This is a genomic window from Siminovitchia sp. FSL H7-0308 (genome assembly GCF_037980985.1).
Classification (GTDB): Bacteria; Bacillota; Bacilli; order Bacillales; family Bacillaceae_C; genus Siminovitchia; species Siminovitchia thermophila.
This window is the reverse complement of the sequence record NZ_CP150282.1, coordinates 4,375,583-4,393,509: the sequence shown is the minus strand read 5'-3', so window position 1 is coordinate 4,393,509 and position 17,927 is coordinate 4,375,583. Positions and strand designations below refer to the sequence as shown.

The window sequence follows — 17,927 nt, the reverse complement described above, 5'->3', positions numbered from 1 at the left end:
TTAAGAAAAAGGGTGACGTCAGATGAACATATTGTAAAAACACAAAATAAAAAAGCTTGTAGAGAAAAAACACACCTATTTTCTCTACAAGCTGAGCCTGCCTTTCTTATTCAAACCATTGAATCGGTTGAGGATTCAGGCTGATATTGATTTGCTTTGTTTCCTGGTATTCATCCAGCCCATACGTCCCAAGGCTTCTGCCGATACCGCTCTGTTTGTAGCCTCCCCATGGAGCCTGGACGTTTGTCAAATGGTAGGTATTCACCCACGTAATTCCTGCACGCACTTTTTGAATGACGCGCATGGCTTTATGTTGGTCTTTGGAAAATACCGCGCCCGCAAGACCGAATTCTGTATCGTTTGCCAGCTTGATTGCTTCTTCTTCGTCTTTGAACTTTTGGATGACCACTACGGGACCGAAGATTTCTTCCCGGACGATCCGCATGTCACTGGTTACATCTGTAAAAACGGTCGGCTCGATAAAAAAGCCTTTCTCCATCCCGTCCCGCTCTATGCGCTTCCCTCCGCATAAAAGTGTGGCTCCTTCTTCTTTTCCAATCCGGATATATTCCAAAATGCTTTCCATATGCTTTTTACTGACGATCGCGCCCACTTCCGAGCTTTCTTCATTTCCCGGCCCGACTTTGATTGCTTTGGCTCTTGCCACATATGTTGTAACAAACTTATCGTAGATTCCTTCTTGCACCAAAATGCGGCTCCCTGACGAGCAGACCTGTCCAGCTCCCATAAAAATACCGAAAAGCGCATAGTCAACCGCTGTTTCAAGGTCAGCATCATCAAAAATAATGTTCGGTGATTTCCCTCCCAGTTCGAGGGAAACTTTTTTCAGATTGCCTGTTGCCGCCTTCATAATCTGGCGTCCAACGCCCGTGCTTCCCGTAAAGGAAACAATGTCCACATGATCGCTTTCAGCAATCGTTTGACCAACGATGGCTCCTGAACCCATCACTAAATGGGCCACTCCCTTGGGTAAACTTGTTTGATCCATCAGCTCAAACACTTTTACAGCCGTCAACGGGGTGATTTCAGCCGGCTTTAAAATAATGGAGTTTCCCGCGGCTAAGGCGGGAGCCATTTTCCAGACGCTCATCAATAGCGGGAAATTCCAGGGAACAATTAAGCCCGCAACCCCCATTGGTTCTTTTACGATCATCGTTTGCATATCTTGTGACGCTTCATATATTTGTCCATTCGGCTGATTGAGCAGTCCCGCATAATAGCGGAAAGTGTTAGCTGCCTCAGCAGCATCCGCTTGTGCTTCCCGTCTTGTTTTCCCATTGTTTTGCATTTCCAAATCCGCAAGCTCGTCCATACTCTCTTCCATTTTTTCAGCGATCTCCAGCAACGTTTGCGCCCTTTCCTGGGGAGTCCTTTCTGACCAAACGCCGCTTTCAAATGCTGTTTTTGCCATATGAATCGCTTTTTCTGTCTCTTCCTTCGTCGCTTTCGGTGCTTTGGCGATGATTTGCTGATTGGCAGGGTTTAAGATATCCTGCTTGTCCGGATTATTAGACTCTATCCATTCTCCGTTTATATATAGTTTCAAGTTTAGTGTCATAACCATGATGCCTCCTGTTTTCAGCTTTTCATGCAGACGATCATTCTCATGTTCCAAAGAGGATGACGACAGATTGTTTATTCCCCGTGCGGACGGAAAGATGCGATATATTCCTCGGAGTCTTTATAATGGAGCGTACCTACTGCCTCCACATCAATAACAACCATATAAGGTTTTTGGCTGGCAAGCGCGTTTGCCAATCCTTTTTCAAACTCCTGAACGGAACTTGCTTTTTCTGCTTCAAAGCCCATTGATTTTGCCATCATGACGAAATCGGGATTTTTCAAATCAACAGCCGCGCGTCTGCCGTAAGCGGCTTCCTGGTAGTACCTTAAAATACCGTAGCCGCCATCATCGAATAGCAGGACAATAATGGGCGCATCTTCTTGGGTCGCCGTAATCATTTCACCGGCATTCAACATAAAGCCTCCATCTCCCGCGATGAGTACGACCGGCTTATCCGGCTGGCCAATTTTGGCACCGATTGCCATTGGCAAGCCCTGTCCGATTCCTCCGCCTGCCATGTAAAGGTAATTTCTCGGCTCGTGGACGTCAACCAGTTTATTCCCCCAAGTATAGCCGGGGATCGTCACATCCGTTATCAGGACTGTATGATCAGGAAGCTGTTTACGCATAATCGCAGCTATATCACCATAAGGCTTAATGGAACTGCAAAGATCGTCACGCACTGCTTGACGGACAGCTTTGACTTCATCCACATAAGCGGTATCCGGCGTTAATTCCCTCTCGGCCAGCGCGTTGTTGATCTCTTGCAAAACTGCCTTGGCGTCACCGACCAATCCATAAAGTGTATCAAAGTTACGGTTAAACGCATTTGGATCCGCATCAATATTAATGTGGTTTTCAGGTAACGGAGATGTCCAGCCATTTGTCTCTCCACCACGGAAACGGACGCCTATGCTGATCAGCAAATCCGACTTTTTCAAGAGCTCCTCGAATTGCGTAAAAAAGGCAAAATTGCCGATACAAAGCGGGTGATTTTCGGGAATGGAGCCTTTTCCCGCCTCACTTGTCACAACAGCAGGCTGGATTTTTTCAACCAATGCCAGAAGTTCCTCCGATGCGCCTGAAGCGATGACGCCATGGCCTGCCCACACAATCGGCCTTTTGGCTGTTGCAATTTTTTCAACTACTTCGGCCGGCAGATTAATTTTCACTTTCGTATCTTGAACAGTTCCTACTTCTATTAATAGATTGCGCGGAATGATCAGCGGCTGGAAATTTGTTGGAATTTGTACAGTAACAGGCCCTGTTGGAACTGTTAATGCCTCTTCGATCGCTTTACGCATAAATGGCGTGATCTGCTTCGGTCTCTTCAAGAGATACGCCGCTTTGTTCGCCCCATCCATCATCTTCAATTGATCTTTACATTCGTGGATATAACGTTGATCTGTTCCAATGTAATGGGAATCTGCTTCCCCTGTGATATGGAGAAGCGGAGTACCGGCGTTCCATGATTCCGTCAATGAACCCGCGCCATTTCCCGCACCGGCTCCCGTGCTCGTTAGCACAACTCCCAATTTCCCTGTCGCACGAGCATAGGCGTCAGCCATATTGACCGCCCCGCTTTCTCCGCGCGCAGTGACGATGCGGATTTTTCCGCTGCGGAGCATCGCATCATAGATCGGCATGTTATGAATACTGACAATCCCGTAAACTACCTCAACTCCCGCTCTCACCAACTCTTCCACAATGGCATCTGAAACTGTGTATGCTTTTTGATTATTCATGATAAGCCCTCCCAAGATGTTCATTCTTTATTTCTTTCTATCGTAAAAACTTCATTGTACTTCAAAATGGATCTAAACTGTATAACTGCATCCACGGAGCCGGGTAACTTTGGCCCTCATACGAATCTCTATCATCCACCCAGCCTTCACCTGCTGTTTAAGCTCACGCGGGCAAAATTCGTGCAGTCCCATTTCTATTGCGCAAATTTATCAGGTTCTTTATTTCTCAAGACCGGTGCATGCACTTTACTTCTCGCAAACTTGAAATAGTAAAAGATATAGCATGCGGCAACAAAGCCGAATCCGATATACAGTGACGTGCGCTGTGTGGGATCAAAAGCAGTGAAGACAACGATTCCTACACACATGAGCAAACAGAGGATGGGGACAAGAGGGTAAAAAGGAACTTTGAAGGTCAAATCTTCTACTTTCCCGCCTTTAGCAATATACTGCTTACGAAACCTATACTGGGCCCATGCAATCGCCATCCAAGTGACTACTCCCCCAACACCGCTAATGGCCAGCAACACGACAAACAATGTTTCTTCCGCCATGACACTCGTTAACAACGAGAGCAATGCGAACACCAATGTAACGAAAAGGGCGTTCATCGGGATGCCGCGCTTGTTCAATTTACCAAATAAACGGGGAGCCTGTCCGCTTTGGGATAGCGAATACAGGATTCTTGTACAAGCGAATAAACCTGTATTTCCCACTGAAAGAACGGCCGTCAATATGACGAAGTTCATAATATCAGCGGCATATGGAATACCAATCATATCAAATACGGTTACAAAAGGACTTTCCAGCACACCCGCTTTTTTCCACGGAACAATAGCCGATAAAATAAAGGTTGCCAGTACATAGAAAACCATAATCCGGATGACAATGCTTCGAATGGCTTTCGGGATATTCTTTTCCGGGTTTTCTGTCTCACCTGCGGCAACCCCCATAATTTCCGACCCCATAAAAGCGTAGACAACTGTCATCATCGATATAAAAACACCCATAAATCCCGTTGGAAATAGTCCATCACTGAAAAAGTTTGAAAGAAATGGCGCGGATTGGCCTTTTATCGGAACGAGTCCAAAAATCGCCGCACCGCCAACGACAATAAAGAAGAGTACAGCAAGTACTTTAATGGCGGAGAACCAATATTCCGTTTCGGCAAAGCTTCTAGTGGTCAATGCATTAATGCCGAATAGGAGTAAAGCAAAAATGGCACACCAAACCCATACCGGGACATCCGGAAACCACCTGGCCATCAGCAATCCGGCGGCGATAAACTCCAAACCCACATAAATGGCCCAGCTCAACCAATAAGTCCATCCGATCATAAATCCAGTTGCGGGACCGATAAATCGCTCTGCATGCGCCTGAAATGAACCTGATACCGGCATGACCACTGATAACTCTCCAAGGCAGATCATCACGAGGTACATCACCAATCCACCGAACAAGTATGCGGTAATGGCTCCAGCAGGTCCCGCTTCACCAATTGCATACCCAGACCCAAGGAAAAGGCCTGTTCCAATGACTCCTCCTATAGACATCATAAACAAATGTCTGCTTTTCATCGATCTTTTTAATCCTTTTGACTGTTGACTCCCTAGTTCTTCTTCCATTCAGTTCCCCCCAATATGTTAAAAACCTTAGCTTTTTTCCTTACGATTGTTCGGTACTGCCTATTTGTGAATGAATATGAAGATCCGAAACCTCGTTATCATATCAAAGTCACGAGTTCGGGGGAGACGCTTTACTGCGCTCCCCATCCATTTTTACTGAACGGCTGTTGCTGAACTTGATGCCGTATATTCTATTAAATCGCTCTTTTCCGGTTTAAAAATCTCAAAAGCAACGTCTCTTTGATAACGATTTTGTTTTTTCGCTTCCGTAAACAAGCGGGACACATTTTTCCGGCACAGTCTCTCAATATCATCTATCACCGCTTGCGGATTTGGTTCTACCAAACCAAAAATAACAGCGTCATAGGAACGGATTGCCCCCAGGTTGGCGACAAAGTCATTGACAATATCAATTCCTCTTTCTTTAATGATCTTGTCTCCCTCAGCTGAAATCGGAATATTCGCTGCTTCCACAATCAAGCTTGCTTTTACTTTTTCAGCATTGGATGCATTGATGACATCCTCCAGCGCACACGGAATTAAAATATCGCAGTCGACATCAAGCCATTCCGTGTTCGGTCTTACTTCATAATTTGCTTCAAAATAATCCCGATCCATTTCTCCGTAAGCATTTTTATGGTCGATCAGCTTTTGAACATCCAAGCCTTCCTTACACGTTACAAGCAAATTGGCATCTGAAATACCGACGACTTTATATCCCATTTGAGACATTTTCAATGCACAGCTTGCACCTACGCAGCCGAATCCTTGAATGACCACTCTCGCGCCGTCTTTCCCATGTTTAAATTTCCAGGCTTCATCCGCAGAAAATGCGACACCATAGCCAGTCACAACATCATTTACAAGCAGCCCGTCCACTTTTTTTGTTAATAGGTCATCATAATCTTTTATCCCTTGTAATACTGCCGGGTCTTGCTTCATTGACTGCGTGAGAGGAATATCAATACCGAATTCATGGAAGATATTCAAAACATCTTCATATTTTGTTCCTAAATCACTTCCCAAAGATACACCGTTATCTATATAAGGCATCATCGCAATCAAAAATCTTCTTAACACATCGTACGCGTCCGGCGCTTTGTAATCATAGGAAATACCTGCTTTACAACCTCCGGTCGTTTTAGATTCGCTCGCTACGTATTTATAAGCCATTGCTTCAGCGAGTCTTTCTACTTCTTCTTTTGTCACAGACGGGTGCATTCTCGTCCCGCCACCTGTGTAGCCTTTCACAAAGTTATGGACGACTAGCCAGCCTTTCGCATCTGTCTCTGTATCGTTCCACTCTACCACTAAATATGGTTTTAACATCTGGGTGTCCCTCCTATAAACAATCTGCAACATCTAGATGCATTTATGACCCACTTGCCATTTTTAAATATAGCAAGAAGGGTCCCTATATTAAGTGTAACGCTTCTAGTCATTGAAGGCTACCGCACTCAACGCTTGATTATCATACCTATACAGTTGATAAACTTGATTATAGGGCTCCCATATGGCATAACCTCTATATTTCACCCATTTCCTCTCTATAACGCTCGTGGAAAAACTTGATAGCGTATTCATTCCGAGAATAGCCCCCGCAGTCAAATCCTTTCGTATCAAACCATTGTTGCAAAAACTCCACCAATTCAAAATCTTCTTTGCCTACCTGGTCCACAAATCTGATCAGTTCCTCTTGCTCCGCAGTGATGTGAGCATTCTTAAAATATAACTGTAAATGGCCAGGGTCTTATCCGTGGCTTGTTGTCATATTGCCATCTTCTCCTAGATACATACCGATCTTCCAGTTGGGCCATACCCAGTAAAAATGCGACCATTCTTCGATGAGAAATGGTGCGCAAGTCTTATAAAATCAATCGCAGCTCTCGCCGGGTCACAAAAGACTTGTTGATCGGCCAAACGCTGACCGCCAAATGAATGAGGGAACATTGTAAGGACTTACAGGATCATAGGTAAAATAAAAAAACGGAAAGCCTACATTTATGTAAGGTTTTTCCGTTTTACCCCCTATTCGTCTATTGTTTCATTTAATCAAATGTTTGATTAAGACATCCCCCTTCAAAAAGAAAAAAGCCGGGACTGCTGTTGTGTCTTAGAAATCTCTTATTCCGATTTTTTTGCTCCTTCACTAGGCTTTTCTGCGTCTTGCCTGTTTAGCCCTTTGAGCTTTTCCATCGTTTGATGAAACTTATCTGCTTTCTCTGTCCATTTATCAAGATATTCACTGGGATTCGAGCTGTTTTCAAAAGTGGCACCGATATTTAGTTGCCCACTTAAATCTTTGATGCCAAGATTTCCCAAGTTATTCACCTGTTCGTACTTATCAACAAACAATTTATCCACCTTGATCTCTTGGTACACAATCGGCGTCTCCTGCTCTCTCTTGTCCCTTCCCTTCATCTTGTTTTCTTCCATCCACTGATCGTACATTGTCAAATAGTCCCCTAACCATTTTTCATAAAAAGAAACACGCTTCTCCATTTTGGAAATTCTTTTTGACAATCCTTCCAACGAATGCCGTATCGGTTTCAATTCTCCTTTGATGGCCTCCTCTATAAACAATAAGAGTTTTTTTTCCAAATCTTTCTCTATTTTTTGATTTGCCAAAGGAGCCGATCCTTTGTCCGCCCGCAAAGCCTCCACATGATCTTCGATCACTTCCAACTTCTTCACTTGTTTTTCGAGCGCTCTGATTTTTTGAAAAATGTCCTCCGGGAAGTGATTTTTAAGTTCTTTTCTTCTAAAGGGCATAACATGCATCACACCTTACGATAAAATGTTGACTTACCGAATCATGATGTTCTCTTCCCTTGTATATTTTCGTGCGTAGGATTTTTAAATCGGGCATAGATGTCTTTACTGTCGACAGGCTCCGGCAAATCAATATTTCTTTGAAATTCTCCATATTTTCGTTCATTCAAGACAGAAGCCCCATTGATCATGGGTGGCTGCAATACTCCTTTGACAGAAAGCTTACTGCCCGAAACGGACAGGGCAATATCCTCTTTTAAAGCACCAGGAATCTCCATTAATACAACGACATCCGTTTCCGTTACATAAATATCCGTTTTCGGGTATTTTTTTGGATCAGATTTGTTTTTTGATTGTAAAGGATGTACTTCAGACGTCTCCTCATCTTCATCAAAGGAATTGCCATCGAAAATTGTTTCCCAAAACTTCCCATTTTGATATTTTTGTGTAATTTCCATCCATTGTTTTATTTTTTCAAAGTCCATTTGTTTGTCCCCCCTTTATTGCTCAAAACAAAATACAAAGAACTGCTCCTAATCCAATGTCGGGACAGCTACCTCTGTAAATTGGGGATCGATTCTTTTTTTCATTTTGATTTGCAAATGATGGTCACGATATTCCGAAACAGATTCCTTCATTCGCACCGGAGAAGGCAGGGAAATGATATGCCGGTCATCTGAAGAGGGCATCCCTTCAATGACAAGCTCGTTGGAACTATGATAAATTTTCACATTGGGAAGTACAGATTCATCCTTGACAAACACTCGAACGTAAACGTGATCATTGCTTTCAAAAGTGGATGCCTGGAGTGTCCCATTCGCTTGCTCCGGTCTTTCTTCTTCAACTTCGTGCACGCTTCCCATCATCTTTGCATTTTTGATAGATGAGGAGATGGACTGCTCAACCATTTCTTGAACAAACTTTTGAATGTCATTGTTTAAATATGATTGTGTCAGCCATTTTGGCAGTCCACCTTTAGATAGAAACGGAAATGGAAGCATGGTCAATCTCCCCTAATTGTCTAAAATTGATTGCTGATCGGGAACGATGGAGTGGCTATTTGATCTTGGTCGCTTATATCGGTGTCAATGCTGCCGTTGCCCATTAAGGAAGTGGAAGGAGACAAATCACCCAGAGAAAGGTTGGCTCCTATAAACTTTGTATTGGCGGTATGGCTGTTTTGGATGACTGCTCCAATATCCAAGTTCCCGTTTTTGGTAATTCCATTGGTTTTCATTGTGAGAATATTTATAAAGTAAGGCATTTTTTACTCCTTTCTTAGAAGCGTTCATTAAAGCTGATTAGCGTTCACATTGGCTGGAGTTGCGATGTCCCCCTGGTCATTTCCATCAGGATCGATGAACACATTTTCCATGCCCGAAGTTGTCGGAGAAATATCCCCGTACGAGGAATTGACCCCTTGCGATTTGGTGTTGGCTGAATGTGAATTATGCAGAGCATCACCAATGTTTAGAGAACCGTTGTTGGAAATATTGTTAATTTTAATGCTGTATATATTTATGTTTGAGGGCATACTCTCTCCTCCCAACTCGTCGTTGTTTATATATATGCCCATTTTCCACGTTTGGTTAAAGTTCGCTCCTTATTCCCCTTTGCCGTTTTTCCCTCGGCTAACGCCGATTGCCGTCGTTTGCTTATTCAGATCAATGACATGAGAACAATCGCCGAATGAAAAACAAACCCCGGCAATCTTGGTATTTGCAGTATGGCTGCTTTGAACTGTCGCTCCAAAATTAATGTTTCCGTTTTGGGCGATGATATTTGTTTTCATGTTATGAATCGTTTTTACCATTTTCAAAGCTGTCACCTCTCATCAAATGAATTGGCGCTGAAGCTTTCCTCCCCATATTATATGTTGCGGGCTTGCCTTGCTCCATGGCATACGCCTATTTGCAAGCCTGTTCTCATCTAGTCTTTTGAAAAAAAAAAAGCAAGACTTTGGATACGCGACTAATTAACCAAATATTCTTACAGTATTTTTATCATTTATTCATGAAGGCTTTATCATTACTTCTTATAATAGAGTTGAAAATGAAGGGAGTGAGTGATTTGAAGAAGTTTTTTTCCATCGTTTTAATGTCAAGCCTCGCCATGGGAATGTATACAGCTCCAGCACTTGCGGCACAGGAGGGCCCTATTTCAAAACAACAGCAGCTTAAAATGATTAATGTGGCGCATCGGGGGGCATCGGGCCATGCACCGGAAAATACGATGGCCGCGTTTCAAAAAGGTGTAGACATGAAGGCTGATTACATAGAAATTGACGTCCAAATGTCAAAGGACGGCGAACTAGTCATTATGCATGATACAACGGTAGACCGGACCACGAATGGAACGGGTGCTGTGAAAGATCTTACATTGGAAGAAATGAAACAATTAGATGCAGGAAGCTGGTTCAGTGAAAAATTTGCAGGTGAAAAAATTCCGACCTTTGAGGAAGTACTTGATGAGTTCCGTGGAAAAACCGGCATTTTGATTGAGCTTAAATCACCTGAACGATATCCCGGGATCGAAGAGAAGGTAGCGAAAGCTTTGATTGAACGAAATATGCATAAGCCAAACAATAAAAAGATGGTCATTCAGTCTTTTCATCATGAATCCATCGAAACCTCCAAAGAGCTTCTGCCGCTTTTACCCCATGGTGTGTTATTAGGCGGCGGATGGGCAGGCGTTACAGATGAACAGCTTGCGGACTTTGCGGCATATGCCGATTATTTTAACCCGACGATCAGTATTGTGACACCGGAGCTTATAGACCGCGTTCATGCCGTCGGAATGAAAATGTATCCATACACTTCCAGATCGCAGGAGCAAGCTTACGAATTGTTCTCACTGAATGTTGATGGAATCATTACCGACTATCCTGAGCATGTTTATGACCATCCAGGAAAAAACCAATAATTCCCACAAAGAGAGTGGCATCTACATGCTGCTCTCTTACACATTGTTAAAAAACAACTAACCCCACGGGTCCTCCCTCCCTATCCGCCTTCACACCTTTTTACAAAACCTGATCACTGGCGCTTACTCCATACCAATTTTTCCATTTAATAAAAGGCATATATGGAAAGTGTGAATGTCAAAACCAATTGACTTCATAACCGAAGTGATGTAACATATAAATTACATAAGTAATATATATATTACATCAGGCAATGAATGTAGGTGATACATTGAACAACAGAGTGAAGTTGGCGAGATTAGAAAAATCCATGACACAAATCCAGTTGGCAAAAAAAGTGAAAGTCACAAGGCAGACGATTGGATTGATCGAAAAAGGCGAATATAATCCAAGCCTGCAACTTTGTATTGCCATTGCCAAAGCATTGGAAAAAACATTGGATGAATTATTTTGGGAGGTTGAGTCACATTGATTACATCATGGTTAACGTTTTTTCTGCCGAAAGATGAATACAAACGCTTGAAAATAGTCTACTTTATGGCTGAAGCAGCTGTCACCTCGATGATACTTTTCGGTGCCATTGCCTTTATAGAACTATTGTCTATCTGGCATTTTGACGCTAACATCCTTTGGGGATTAGGGTTCTGCACCCCGCTTCTTTATATAGCGACAAGGTATATGCTCTCTGGTATGGAATACGAAAATGTAGTAACGGCCAGACAGTTTCAAAGAGAAAGAAAAGCGTTGATTTACCAAACCTTTATTTTTGTTGTTATTTTTTTCATTTTATACATCTTGTTTATGGGAGTATCAACACTGAAGAAGCAGTTGGCGGATGTAATCGGACTCCTGATTACGGTCGGATTGGTTGCGTTTTTATCAAACTATATTTCATTAAAGCGATCCTACAAAAAGAACAAAGATTTATTAGACTAGGAATAGCTCAGAACATTATGAAACCTCTTGGCTTCACTTTATTTTTCAAGCGATTTATCTAGTTGAAAAGCGAAGTGAAGCTTTCCCCTCAATTACAATTGTTCCCGCTTCCATTCCAATCTGGCACGAGGAGTCAAGCCGTGATGGGCCCGTTCCAAGTCCTTTCCCGCGTAATATGGCTGTTTTCCACGTCTTCATTCTCTCCCCCAAAAACATACTCCCTCTTTCACCTCCTACCGAAAATAGGTTATAATGAGCACGATGAAAAGGTAGAAAATTCATATTTTTTCATCGTTTCTACTATAAAACAGAGGAGATGGTCATTTGAATCATCATATAAAAACAAGTACATCTTTACATATGGAAGCCCCTCTTTATGAAATGCTTTGTTTATATGAGGAACAGAACCGCACTTCATTACATGTACCAGGTCATAAGGATGGACGCGTCTTTGACGAAAATTCTTTAAAACATTTTTCCAATCTATTGTCTATCGATGCCACTGAATCAAAAGGGATTGATGATCTGCATCATCCGTCAAATGCGATCAAAAAGGCGCAGCGTTTGGCTGCGGATGCGTTTGGAGCGGATCATACGTTCTTTCTTGTGGGAGGAAGTACGATAGGAAACGTCGGAATAGCGCTCTCCTTATGTCAGCCGGGAAACAAAATTCTTGTTCAACGCAATATGCATAAATCTGTATTTCACGGTTTATTGTTGGCCGGGGCCGAGCCGATCTACATTGCTCCGGCAATGGAGTCCACCACAAAAGCAGCAATGGTGGCGGAACCATATTATATTGAACAGGCTTTAAAGAAATACCCTGATGTGAAAGGAGTGTGGATTACAAATCCAAATTATTATGGGATGAGTCAAGACCTTACCCAATTAGCGGCTATTTGTCATCAAGCCGGCGTACCATTCATTGTGGATGAAGCGCACGGCGCCCATTTTGGCCAAGCGGAAACAGTTCCGCCGTCCGCCCTCTCGAAAGGAGCCGATTTGGTCATACAGTCTACGCATAAAATGTTAACCTCCATGCATATGACCTCCATGCTCCATATGAAAGGCCAGCTCGTTTCCCGTGAACGGTTGGCACAAGTACTCGGTATGATTCAGTCCACAAGCCCTTCATATCCGTTGCTTGCTTCCTTGGATGTTGCAAGACGCCATTTAGTAGAGCGCGGCAGGGAACAGTTAAAAGAAACCGTACAGCGTTTGGAAGACCGCAGAAAAACTCTTTCTGAGAATCTCAAAATACTTTCCATATGGGGAGGAAGTCAGGAAGTATATGCCAGAGATCCTTTGAAGTGGATTGTCTCGTGTAAAAATGAACTTGTTTCCGGATATCAATTGCTGGACCTGTTTTATGAGCAAGGCGCAACCGCCGAAATGAGTGACCCACGCCATGTTGTTTTCTTGTTTTCGCTCCATGAAAAAGAAGGCGATATTGATAAAGTCGTATCCTCCATCAAAAAGGTTGATGAAACATTACAACATTGGTCTGAAAAAGCCAGACCGCCAAAAAAGGAATTGGTTTTTTTTGATCCAGAAGGCACTTTATATCAACCGAAGGTTTCCTTGCGGGACGCCTTTCATATGCCCCGCCGAAAAGCCGCTTTGGACGAGGCAGTCGGCTCCCTTTGCGGAGAAACAGTGCTTCCGTATCCTCCCGGCATCCCGCTCCTTACACCCGGAGAGGAAATCAACCAATCTCATATACAAACGATTAGACACCTTTATGCGATGGGCGCATATTTTCAAAGCCCTTCCGACGATACGATGGAATCCATCTACATCATTGAATAGCCATAAACCATTAAGGACCGCCCGCAAAGGATATATCTTTTAAAAGTAACATACAAATAAAGCTCACAACGTTTAAAAGCAGAGGGGGGTGTCCATAGGCCGAATAATCGACTTATTGAACCCCCCAGCATGTTTATCCAATTTTTACTCTTGATAGCCGTACAATAATCGCAATAAATGTATAAATAAATCCTATGAATCCAACATCTTATCTTTAAAAAGGTCGAGATATCTATATTTCTTTTAAAAGTTTGTATGTATTGTCATGATCATATTTTGAAACTACGCAAGAATTAATTTGCCTGAAACTTAATAAAAAACGTCGTCCCTTCAGACCCTGTCTCAATATCGATTGTTGCATTATGACGGGCAGCAATGGCATAGCACACACCGAGCCCCAAACCGGTGCCATTGTCTTTAGTTGTAAAAAAGGGTGTTCCCAGCTTTTCCATTACTTCAGGACTGATTCCCGCTCCTTGATCCTGCACGGCAAGAACGACATGGTTCCCTTCTTTATATGTTTTAATGGTCAGCACTTGCCCTTCGTTCATCGCTTCAAAGCCATTCCTGTAAAGATTCATTAATAATTGCCTAATTTCATTACGATTTAAGAGAAGTTGCGGAATATCTCCCGTCTCAACAGCAATTATTTGGCTTTGACTGGCCGCGTCGATTTTGATTAAGGGAACGATATCGTGAACAATGGTATTTAAATCAAGCATCTGTAATTCAGATGTCCTTGTATTTCCGATTGAAAGGAATTCCGTAATAATCGCATTGGCACGATCGAGCTCTTCTATCATTAAATCCAAATAGCGTTTGTATTGGATAAATTTATTTTCCATTTTTAATAACTGTAAGAAACCCCGCACCGTCGTCATTGGATTTCTGATTTCATGGCTGATACCCGCTGCCATTTGTCCAATTAAATCCAAGCTGGATAACCTTCTGAGCTCTTTCTCGTATTTCTTCTTTTCCGTTATGTTCTTGAAAAGACAACAGATTCCGTCATCGTATGGATAGGCTACGATTTCATGCCAAACATCTTCATAAACTGAACGCATTTCAAAATGGACAGGAATGTCTCCCCTCATCGCCCGATGAAATTCTTTATACATAGCCGTACCAACTGCCTTTGGAAAAATATCCCATATGCTCTTGCCCAATACTTCTGTCACAGTCTTGTTTTGGGGTAAAAATTGATGTTTATTGATATAAGTAAATTTCCACTCTTGATCCAAAGTGAAGAAACCATCTGTCATTCCATCAATGATGCTTGTCACTTTTTCATTAGCAGCAGCGAGTTCCTTTGTCCTTTCTTCCACCATATTCTCCAGTCTATCCACATACTGTACATTTGAAAGCGTAAGAGCGGTCGCATCCACAATAGACTGGGCCAGCGGGATTTGGACATCGGGGTAAACGTTGAAAGCGGCTATTACCCCCGCCACTTGCCCCATTGAAGCGAAAGGAATCAACAATATACTTTTCATATGGCACTGTCCTTTAAGCCTTTCATCTTCACGCACATCTTCAATAAACAGGATTTGTTTTGCTTTTACAACATCTTGAATCAACGTTGTCAGGCTCTGCCCCAATTCTAATTTATCACCCCATGTTTTTATGAGGGTAATGGTATGTTGGTCACATGGATCCAAGAGATAAGCCGCGAGTTGCCAAGTATGTAAAACCTTTCCCAAGTAGAAAAAACACGTATGCAAACTATCTTCAGATGATGTAGACATGCATAAATCGCGCAGCACTCCCTGCATGAGCCGCTCCTCGGCAATAAGCTCCCGGTGTTTAAATATACCGGCATTCCGAATGGCTACAGAAACCATATGCGCATACACTTCAACCCCTTGGATTTCGGGTTCCGATAGACACATAGGAGTTCTATCATTAAACAAAAAAATGAGGCCGAATAATTCATCCTCAAAGAAAATGGGTGAAGCTAATAATGATTTGATGTTAAACGCTTCCACATAATCCGAAACCAGATGGTGATCCATGGACATATCTGGTATATATAAAGTTTGTTTTGTGTTCATGATTCGTTGAATCATAAGATCTTCTTCTGGATCAAAGATCATTGTTTCGAGCATTACGCCATAACCAGCCATTCTTTTGTATGTTCCATCTTCTTGACGTAAACCCAGCGGCATTACATTGAAGGATTTCTTCGGATATGGCCACAGCAACAAGTCGCAAAACTTCATTCTGTCCTAATGATGTAATGAGGGTTGCATTCTTTTCATGCTGTATGTATTCCATCTGTTTCCTTACCATCATACAAGGCTCCAATCATCAAATTGTTGTCATAGACCTTTATGCCTATTATATAATACTTACAGCCTATTATTGCACTAAATGTAATACTTATAAACAAATTTTCCCCAAAAGAAGTGACACGAAAAAAAAGCCGCCTCAAAAGAACATGCAGCCAAACTCCACAATTATTTATCCAAAGCAATTTGAACTAATAACCGCGAGTAAAAGCCATACCCCTTTGGGCAACCTCTTTTATACCGTTTTGATTTTTTTAAACTCACTTACATCAAATAACTCATTTAATGCTTCCTGCGTTGCCATCCCGTTAACTGAAATAGTCCCGTCTTTTGAAATTCGAATTTCAATTTTATTGTCAATGCAGGAAAGGTCGCTTTCCAAGTGCTTATAGGCAGGTGATAAAAAGTGAAACCGCTGGTTAGAGGAGCCAACCCAAGGTCGGCTTAAATCAAGCTTTTCTTTCACGAAAGGCCCATCTATCAATAAATCTGTACAGGCGAGCAGGCTTCGGGCTTTCGTTCTATGTTTCAGCTCCTCGTACAGATAACCGGAAAATGTCATCACTGTCAAGCCCGCATTCTTTACCATGCCAGCAAGCTTTCCAAGAGCTTCCGCTTGATCGAAAGGTTCGCCGCCAAGAAATGTGACACCCTCTATATCATTCTCTTCTTTGCTCTTTTCGATTTCCTTAAAAAGCTCCTCAACCGTGATCGTGCTTCCATTCTGTTTTGACCATGTCCAAGGCACCCCGCAACCTTCACAGCGAATAGAGCAGCCTTGCACCCAAAGACAGAATCTTTTTCCAGGGCCTTCAACAGTTGTACAAGACAAGTAACGATGAATAACGAGTTTCATTAGAAGTCAACAATTCTCCCCTCTGATTTTTCCAAGGAACTATTTTCCGTTTCTTCAGGAAAAACAAGGAAAGGTCTCATCTTTTCAGCCAAGTGCGGTTTAATGGCGAGGACTTCTACAAAATGGTCAAACGATGTAAAGCCGTTCGCCCTGCTTCTGGCCTCAACCACTTTTTTGGCGAACAAAGCGCCGATTCCCGGAACTCCTGCAATTTCATCTTCGGAAGCAGTATTAATATCAATCAGTTGAATCGTATCTTCCGGTTTTTCCTTAACTGTTTGTTGAACAGGCGCTACTGTGGACGGAGATTTAACAGTACCCCCATACTCCCGCGTTATCTGTTTCCTCAGCGATTGAATCTCCCGTTCTTTATGGCCGCTTGCCGTCTTGGCTTCAAGCCTTAACAAATACTCTGGTCTTATTTTAAATACATGGATGATCGAAACAGCCCATCCGACTATCAAAAAAACAGCCCCTGCATCTAACATCCAATGTTCTTCCGAAAAAATATTGTTAATAACCATCGTCGTGATAAATATCGATGAATATAGCAGAGCGGCAAAAAACCATTTTTTCTGTTTCACGCGAAAAGAAATATAATAAAAAGAAACATAATTAAAAAATCCGAATGTCAGGATGGCCCAAAGCATCCAGATTGAGTTTCTCAACTCCCACCCTTTTCCCTTGCTGGTGATCGCCATCGACTAATCGCCCTCCTTTATAAACTGTTTATTTTGGCGAACAGACTGGATCTCTGTTTGATAGTATTCTTCTGTATAGTTAGAGTCTATTGTTTCAGCATCCAGCAGTTGTTCAAGCATCTCTATATACTCCAAACAATCCTTTCCCTTGATGCCGATTGTCTCGGCAAAAACTTGGCCGTCCTCTGTAATTTTTATTTGTAATTTTTTATCCCTCAATTTTTCTCACCTGCCGACCACTCACTTACATTGAATGTTAATAAGATGGAACGATCTTTCTGAATTTCTTCCGATTCCAATTCCAACCCTTTTTCCTGGGCCTGTTGCAGCAGCTTCTGGTACGTCTCTTGCTGGATCAAATATTTATACTCTACGTGCAGGTTATCAATAAACTCCAATGCATGTTCCTTTTCTACACTTTCATCAAATACTGCTTCAAAAATTCCCTTGTCATTTTGTTGGAAAAAGATTTTAATATCCCCTACTTCTGCCTGACAATTATCTTCATTAAGTTCATAAACGTTACAGCCATATTGTTCAATGGCTTTTTGCAGCAAATGCTGTCTCTTCATGACTGTTTGGATGCTGTATGTATGGCCGCTTTTTTTCTCGATTAACGAGCCCGCAGCATGTGCCAGTGCAATTCCTACCGGGATCAGTACAAGTTCAATACTCAATGGGCATTTT

General features: G+C 42.5%; 20 protein-coding genes and 1 pseudogene. 4 read left to right on the top strand and 17 right to left on the bottom strand.

Features of this window, described 5'->3' with window-relative positions; all coding sequences use genetic code 11:
* Positions 1-106 precede the first annotated feature (106 nt).
* From MHB50_RS20585 to MHB50_RS20535, 11 genes are all read right to left on the bottom strand, one after another.
* The gene (locus MHB50_RS20585) at positions 107-1,579 is read right to left on the bottom strand and encodes an aldehyde dehydrogenase family protein (protein WP_339160745.1); all 1,473 of its coding nucleotides are present in this window, start codon (positions 1,577-1,579) and stop codon (positions 107-109) included.
* Between the two features lie 77 nt (positions 1,580-1,656).
* On the bottom strand, positions 1,657-3,330 hold the full coding sequence (locus MHB50_RS20580; RefSeq protein WP_339160743.1) for a thiamine pyrophosphate-binding protein: 1,674 nt from the start codon (positions 3,328-3,330) through the stop codon (positions 1,657-1,659).
* 194 nt (positions 3,331-3,524) lie between these two features.
* The gene (locus MHB50_RS20575) at positions 3,525-4,955 is read right to left on the bottom strand and encodes an amino acid permease (protein WP_339160741.1); all 1,431 of its coding nucleotides are present in this window, start codon (positions 4,953-4,955) and stop codon (positions 3,525-3,527) included.
* A gap of 153 nt (positions 4,956-5,108) precedes the next feature.
* Positions 5,109-6,284: a Glu/Leu/Phe/Val dehydrogenase dimerization domain-containing protein gene (locus tag MHB50_RS20570; RefSeq protein ID WP_077112593.1), complete on the bottom strand. Its 1,176-nt coding sequence runs from the start codon at positions 6,282-6,284 to the stop codon at positions 5,109-5,111.
* 196 nt (positions 6,285-6,480) lie between these two features.
* Positions 6,481-6,633, bottom strand: a complete 153-nt coding sequence (locus MHB50_RS20565; protein ID WP_340084636.1) for an SRPBCC family protein — start codon at positions 6,631-6,633, stop codon at positions 6,481-6,483.
* Positions 6,634-7,079: 446 nt separating this feature from the next.
* Positions 7,080-7,727, bottom strand: coding sequence for a hypothetical protein (locus MHB50_RS20560; RefSeq protein WP_077112595.1), 648 nt, complete (start codon positions 7,725-7,727; stop codon positions 7,080-7,082).
* Positions 7,728-7,768: 41 nt separating this feature from the next.
* Positions 7,769-8,212, bottom strand: a complete 444-nt coding sequence (locus tag MHB50_RS20555) for an Hsp20/alpha crystallin family protein (RefSeq protein WP_340084635.1) — start codon at positions 8,210-8,212, stop codon at positions 7,769-7,771.
* A gap of 48 nt (positions 8,213-8,260) precedes the next feature.
* Positions 8,261-8,728 (bottom strand): Hsp20/alpha crystallin family protein, encoded by a 468-nt coding sequence (locus tag MHB50_RS20550; protein WP_077112599.1) that lies wholly within the window; start codon positions 8,726-8,728, stop codon positions 8,261-8,263.
* Positions 8,729-8,748: 20 nt separating this feature from the next.
* A complete protein-coding gene (locus tag MHB50_RS20545) occupies positions 8,749-8,991 on the bottom strand; it encodes a spore germination protein (protein WP_077112601.1) in 243 nt (80 codons plus the stop codon).
* 27 nt (positions 8,992-9,018) lie between these two features.
* Positions 9,019-9,261: a spore germination protein gene (locus MHB50_RS20540; protein ID WP_077112603.1), complete on the bottom strand. Its 243-nt coding sequence runs from the start codon at positions 9,259-9,261 to the stop codon at positions 9,019-9,021.
* Positions 9,262-9,330: 69 nt separating this feature from the next.
* Positions 9,331-9,540, bottom strand: coding sequence for a spore germination protein (locus MHB50_RS20535; RefSeq protein WP_077112703.1), 210 nt, complete (start codon positions 9,538-9,540; stop codon positions 9,331-9,333).
* Positions 9,541-9,797: 257 nt separating this feature from the next.
* On the opposite strand from MHB50_RS20535, the gene MHB50_RS20530 reads away from it, so the two are divergent.
* From MHB50_RS20530 to MHB50_RS20520, 3 genes are all read left to right on the top strand, one after another.
* Positions 9,798-10,649 (top strand): glycerophosphodiester phosphodiesterase family protein, encoded by an 852-nt coding sequence (locus tag MHB50_RS20530; protein WP_077112605.1) that lies wholly within the window; start codon positions 9,798-9,800, stop codon positions 10,647-10,649.
* 272 nt (positions 10,650-10,921) lie between these two features.
* A complete protein-coding gene (locus MHB50_RS20525; protein WP_077112607.1) occupies positions 10,922-11,122 on the top strand; it encodes a helix-turn-helix transcriptional regulator in 201 nt (66 codons plus the stop codon).
* Positions 11,119-11,586: a hypothetical protein gene (locus MHB50_RS20520; protein WP_077112609.1), complete on the top strand. Its 468-nt coding sequence runs from the start codon at positions 11,119-11,121 to the stop codon at positions 11,584-11,586. Before MHB50_RS20525 ends, MHB50_RS20520 begins: the two co-directional genes overlap by 4 nt.
* Before the next feature lie 54 nt (positions 11,587-11,640).
* Here MHB50_RS20520 and MHB50_RS20515 read toward each other — a convergent pair whose 3' ends face one another.
* The gene (locus tag MHB50_RS20515) at positions 11,641-11,784 is read right to left on the bottom strand and encodes a hypothetical protein (RefSeq protein WP_171973941.1); all 144 of its coding nucleotides are present in this window, start codon (positions 11,782-11,784) and stop codon (positions 11,641-11,643) included.
* A 126-nt stretch (positions 11,785-11,910) separates the two neighbouring features.
* On the opposite strand from MHB50_RS20515, the gene MHB50_RS20510 reads away from it, so the two are divergent.
* Positions 11,911-13,395, top strand: coding sequence for an aminotransferase class I/II-fold pyridoxal phosphate-dependent enzyme (locus MHB50_RS20510; RefSeq protein WP_236017015.1), 1,485 nt, complete (start codon positions 11,911-11,913; stop codon positions 13,393-13,395).
* A 293-nt stretch (positions 13,396-13,688) separates the two neighbouring features.
* Here MHB50_RS20510 and MHB50_RS20505 read toward each other — a convergent pair.
* The 5 genes and pseudogenes from MHB50_RS20505 to MHB50_RS20485 all read right to left on the bottom strand — a co-directional run bounded on the left by MHB50_RS20505 (position 13,689) and on the right by MHB50_RS20485 (position 17,917).
* Positions 13,689-15,669, bottom strand: a pseudogene (locus tag MHB50_RS20505) (ATP-binding protein).
* A 249-nt stretch (positions 15,670-15,918) separates the two neighbouring features.
* Positions 15,919-16,539 (bottom strand): 4Fe-4S single cluster domain-containing protein, encoded by a 621-nt coding sequence (locus MHB50_RS20500; RefSeq protein WP_205178984.1) that lies wholly within the window; start codon positions 16,537-16,539, stop codon positions 15,919-15,921.
* Positions 16,539-17,240: a helix-hairpin-helix domain-containing protein gene (locus MHB50_RS20495; protein ID WP_205178986.1), complete on the bottom strand. Its 702-nt coding sequence runs from the start codon at positions 17,238-17,240 to the stop codon at positions 16,539-16,541. The genes MHB50_RS20500 and MHB50_RS20495 overlap by 1 nt, the downstream gene beginning before the upstream one ends.
* Positions 17,241-17,243: 3 nt before the next feature.
* Positions 17,244-17,459, bottom strand: coding sequence for a DUF2997 domain-containing protein (locus tag MHB50_RS20490; protein WP_205178988.1), 216 nt, complete (start codon positions 17,457-17,459; stop codon positions 17,244-17,246).
* Positions 17,456-17,917, bottom strand: coding sequence for a hypothetical protein (locus MHB50_RS20485; protein WP_205178990.1), 462 nt, complete (start codon positions 17,915-17,917; stop codon positions 17,456-17,458). Before MHB50_RS20485 ends, MHB50_RS20490 begins: the two co-directional genes overlap by 4 nt.
* Positions 17,918-17,927: the final 10 nt, after the last annotated feature.

Coding starts and splice junctions, on each gene's coding strand:
- MHB50_RS20585 (WP_339160745.1), bottom strand. CDS start 1,579: ATGACACTAAACTTGAAACTATATATAAACGGAGAATGGATAGAGTCT.
- MHB50_RS20580 (WP_339160743.1), bottom strand. CDS start 3,330: ATGAATAATCAAAAAGCATACACAGTTTCAGATGCCATTGTGGAAGAG.
- MHB50_RS20575 (WP_339160741.1), bottom strand. CDS start 4,955: ATGGAAGAAGAACTAGGGAGTCAACAGTCAAAAGGATTAAAAAGATCG.
- MHB50_RS20570 (WP_077112593.1), bottom strand. CDS start 6,284: ATGTTAAAACCATATTTAGTGGTAGAGTGGAACGATACAGAGACAGAT.
- MHB50_RS20560 (WP_077112595.1), bottom strand. CDS start 7,727: ATGCCCTTTAGAAGAAAAGAACTTAAAAATCACTTCCCGGAGGACATT.
- MHB50_RS20555 (WP_340084635.1), bottom strand. CDS start 8,212: ATGGACTTTGAAAAAATAAAACAATGGATGGAAATTACACAAAAATAT.
- MHB50_RS20550 (WP_077112599.1), bottom strand. CDS start 8,728: ATGCTTCCATTTCCGTTTCTATCTAAAGGTGGACTGCCAAAATGGCTG.
- MHB50_RS20545 (WP_077112601.1), bottom strand. CDS start 8,991: ATGCCTTACTTTATAAATATTCTCACAATGAAAACCAATGGAATTACC.
- MHB50_RS20540 (WP_077112603.1), bottom strand. CDS start 9,261: ATGCCCTCAAACATAAATATATACAGCATTAAAATTAACAATATTTCC.
- MHB50_RS20535 (WP_077112703.1), bottom strand. CDS start 9,540: ATGGTAAAAACGATTCATAACATGAAAACAAATATCATCGCCCAAAAC.
- MHB50_RS20515 (WP_171973941.1), bottom strand. CDS start 11,784: ATGAAGACGTGGAAAACAGCCATATTACGCGGGAAAGGACTTGGAACG.
- MHB50_RS20500 (WP_205178984.1), bottom strand. CDS start 16,539: ATGAAACTCGTTATTCATCGTTACTTGTCTTGTACAACTGTTGAAGGC.
- MHB50_RS20495 (WP_205178986.1), bottom strand. CDS start 17,240: ATGGCGATCACCAGCAAGGGAAAAGGGTGGGAGTTGAGAAACTCAATC.